Here is a 3,571-nt window from a genome sequence, read left to right on the forward strand (position 1 = left end):
GTGATTTTGACCTGCTGCCGCGATTTCATCACCAGAATGTGGCGGTAATAGGGGATGCTGCTCACCTGGCCCTTCCTTTTACCAGTGCGGGAACAACTAATGCCATGGTGGATGCAAAAACTTTGGCCGATATGCTGTTAATGGTACAGCAGGATAATTTGCCCTTAGCGGATGCTTTTGAAGGCTTCTATGCAGAGCGTTCTTTGGAAGTGGCTCAACACCTTGCTTTTGGCCGTAACTTGCGCGATGTGTTTTTAAATCCTGCCGCCTATGAAGGAAAAACACAGGAAGTACCATTGATAGCATAATTTTACCGGAATCTGGCATCATTATTTCTGTATTTTTGTAAATTATGCAGCTTGATGATGGAGATGAATAGTGTGCCCCGGCCGAAGGTGATTAGAGCAACCAAAGGGAAAGTGATATTAGCACTTTTTTTAGCTTGCTCTGCCCTGTTGTTAGCCTGGGCAACGAGTAAAGTTGCTTTCAAAGAAATGCTGGACACAGTGGAGCAAATGTCAGCTCCCAATGAAAGACTCCGCCTGGTGAATGGCCTGTCGCGACAAATTGCCGGCCTTGATCAGACGCAGAAGAATTCTGCTTTCAACGATCCCGGAAAATATAAAACTTTCTTTAAGGAATCTGCCCAGATCCGCAAGGTGCTCGACACGCTGAGTGCTCAATATGTTGGCGATTCTATTCAATTGGAGCGTATTGCTTCGATCCATAAATTACTGACCGTACGTGATAAGCAGTTTGTGAACTACCTGAAGGTAAGGGAAAAACTGGTGAATGACAAGAGCTTTTCTTCGCAGCTGCAAAAGTTTAACGACATGGTGTCTAAAAATGGGCTGCAGGCGGATAGTACGGTGGTTACTTCTGAACGACGCACCACCACCACTACGGTAGTGCCCAGTGAGGAGAAACCGCGGGGATTTTTCAATAAGCTCTTTGGTAAAAAGAAGATTGAGGAGGATGCTGACGCTGCTTTCAGGATTACCAATGAGGAGAATGTGAAGCGCGATACCATAGCCCTTTCTTCGGAAGGGAAAATGGTGAAGGGTGTGGAAAAAACCTTAAGGGCCATGGAAAGGGCCCAGCAGCAGAAAAGCCGCAAGTTTGTTGCCCGGGAAGCGGTGTTAGCCGAGGCCAATAACCTGCTCATTATCCAGATGCTCGATATTTTGCGCAAGGTGGAACGCGAAGCGGTAGGCCAGATTGAGGACAACAGTGTGCAGGCAAAAAATGTGGTCAATACGGGTATTAAGCAGATGACCATCATTATGGTGGTATTTTTCTTGCTGATGGTGCTGCTCTTGTTTTTGATTTTAACGGATATTACCCGCAGTAACCAGTACCGTAAGGAACTTGAAGCGGCAACGGAAGAAGCGGAATACCATGGGAAAGCGAAACAGCGCTTTTTATCTAACATGAGTCATGAGATTAGAACCCCTTTGCAATCGATCATCGGTTATGCGGAAATCATCAGGAACCAGGAGAAACCGGATACAAAAGATATTGATGCCATCTATCACTCCTCGGAGCACCTGCTGCAGATTGTAAACGAGATTTTAGATTATAACAGGCTGATTTCAGGGAAATTTACTTTCATCAACCAGGTGTTTAGCATGCGGGCGCTGCTGGATGAGGTACTGAAAATTGTTGCCCCCCAGGCGGAGAAAAAAGCACTGCGCATGGTGACCCGCCTTGACCTTGAGAACGTGGATTGGCTGACTGGTGATCCCTTCCGCCTTAAACAAATCTTATTTAATTTATTGAGCAATGCCATTAAGTTTACCCTGCAAGGGGAGGTGGAGTTTCATACTTTCTTTAAAAGGCAGGGCGACCAGGTGCACTTTACCTTTAGCGTGAAAGATACGGGCATCGGTTTAACGGAGAGCGAAAGTCAGCGTATTTTTAATGAGTTTGAGCAGGCAGAAACACCGGAACAGCCTATCGTCAACCAAACAGGTGCAGGTCTGGGCTTGAGCATTGTGAAGTCCTTAGTGGAAAACCAGGGCGGGCGGATTTATGTGAAGAGTAAAAAAGGTCAGGGCAGTAATTTTACTTTCTACCTCACTTTTATGGTTGCACAGGCACCGGTAACCGAAATTGGCAGGCCAGCGCATTTATTGCAGACCCTTGAAAATACGGTCTGGGTGGTAGATGACGATCAGCTGATTCTTGACCTCTGCAGCCTGATCTTTAAAAAGAAAAAGTTTAACTTCCGCTGTTTCAATGATCCTGAGGCCATGTTAAATACGGAATGGGATCCTGCGGTTCAGTTTCTGCTGATGGACATCCGCATGCCTAAATTATCAGGACTGGAATTGTGTAAAGCGATGCGCCTGAAGGTTGGTCCTTCCGTGAAAATATTCGCCATGACGGCACAGGTTTTACCTGAGGAAAGGGCTTCTTTATTGGCTGGTGGTTTTGATGGTTTAATCAGGAAGCCTTTCCGTGAAAGTGATTTGCTCAGCATCTTTAACAGGGAAACGGATCTTTTGGGTGAGGCCAGTGCTGTACCTGTGGTTGTGGGAAATAACCACCATATTGACCAGGAAATGATGGAGGAGGAAGTATTATTTGATCCCAGTTATTTGGAGAAAATGACTTTTGGTGACCATGAGCAGTTCAATATGTTGTTGAACCGGTTTTCTATAGATTGTCAGCATGATAGGGAGCAGTTGCTCAAGGGCTTAAGGGCTGGTGACCTGGAGGAAGTTTCTTTATTGCTGCACAGGTTGGCTGGCAGACTGGCGCAAATGGGTAGCCGTGATTTAGGCACTGCTTTTAGAATGATGGAAATTGAAGTGAATGAAATGAGGGCTTCGGAGGTTTTATTAAGTAAGGCGCAGCATGATAGGATTGCAGGGCTTTGTGACAAGCTGCAAAGAGTTGTTGAGGTGGTTAGCGCTGCTATGGTTTAGTCGGCTGCTTCATTTTCATTTGAATCTAATTCTTCAATTTTTTTTAGGGTGAGACCTGTAATTTTAGCGATCTCTGAGAAGGCATAGCCTGTTTTTTTCATTTTAATGGCTATTTGAAACGTCGTTTCATCTCGAACTTGTTCAGTAACCTGTGCTGTACTTGTGCTGTAACCTGTGCTGTAACTTGTTCTTTAGCTTGTTCTAAACCTTCAATAATACTTTCCCTAATGATCACATCAGTTATACTTTCTACATTTCCCATTTCATTTCTCCTTTTATCAGATTCAGTAAATTCTTGACTTAATTTTTTGTTTTGATGAAATTAGTCGGCTGCTTTATTTTCATCGGATTTTAATTCTTCAATTTCTGCAAAGCTTAGACCTGTAGACTCAGCAATAATTGAAAAGTCTACGCCTTTTTGTTTTAATCTTAAGGCTACTAGAAGTAATGCATCTTCTCTGCCCTCCCTTCTGCTCTCACGTTGCAGGAGTTCAGTTATACTTTCTACATTTCCCATTTCAATTTCTCCTTTTGTTAGTTTTTCGATTTCTGTATTAAATTTAAGATTTATTTCTGGGTTTTCTATATGAATCAAATTCTTTAAAAACATTAAAAAGTCCCTGCGGTCGTCGTCATTAAAA

At 43.7% G+C, this 3,571-nt stretch carries 4 protein-coding genes; 2 read left to right on the top strand and 2 right to left on the bottom strand.

Annotated elements, in window-relative coordinates; genetic code table 11:
• Positions 1–308, top strand: a 308-nt coding sequence (locus tag ACR2F7_RS10285; protein WP_432713483.1) for an FAD-dependent oxidoreductase, incomplete at its 5' end; no start/stop codon positions are given.
• Positions 309–362: 54 nt separating this feature from the next.
• Entirely contained in the window at positions 363–2,930 is a 2,568-nt protein-coding gene (locus ACR2F7_RS10290) for an ATP-binding response regulator (protein ID WP_432713484.1), read from the top strand.
• Positions 2,931–3,039: 109 nt separating this feature from the next.
• Here ACR2F7_RS10290 and ACR2F7_RS10295 read toward each other — a convergent pair whose 3' ends face one another.
• Positions 3,040–3,192 carry a hypothetical protein gene (locus tag ACR2F7_RS10295; RefSeq protein WP_432713485.1) on the bottom strand — a complete coding sequence of 51 codons (153 nt, stop codon included), beginning with the start codon at positions 3,190–3,192 and terminating at the stop codon, positions 3,040–3,042.
• 60 nt (positions 3,193–3,252) lie between these two features.
• Positions 3,253–3,571, bottom strand: a 319-nt coding sequence (locus tag ACR2F7_RS10300; RefSeq protein WP_432713486.1) for a hypothetical protein, incomplete at its 5' end; no start/stop codon positions are given.

This window comes from Pedobacter sp. (assembly GCF_045628745.1).
Taxonomy (GTDB): Bacteria; Bacteroidota; Bacteroidia; order Sphingobacteriales; family Sphingobacteriaceae; genus Pedobacter.

Bases quoted from the DNA above. Each gene is read 5' to 3' on its own strand.
- ACR2F7_RS10290 (WP_432713484.1), top strand. From the start codon at position 363: ATGATGGAGATGAATAGTGTGCCCCGGCCGAAGGTGATTAGAGCAACC.
- ACR2F7_RS10295 (WP_432713485.1), bottom strand. From the start codon at position 3,192: ATGGGAAATGTAGAAAGTATAACTGATGTGATCATTAGGGAAAGTATT.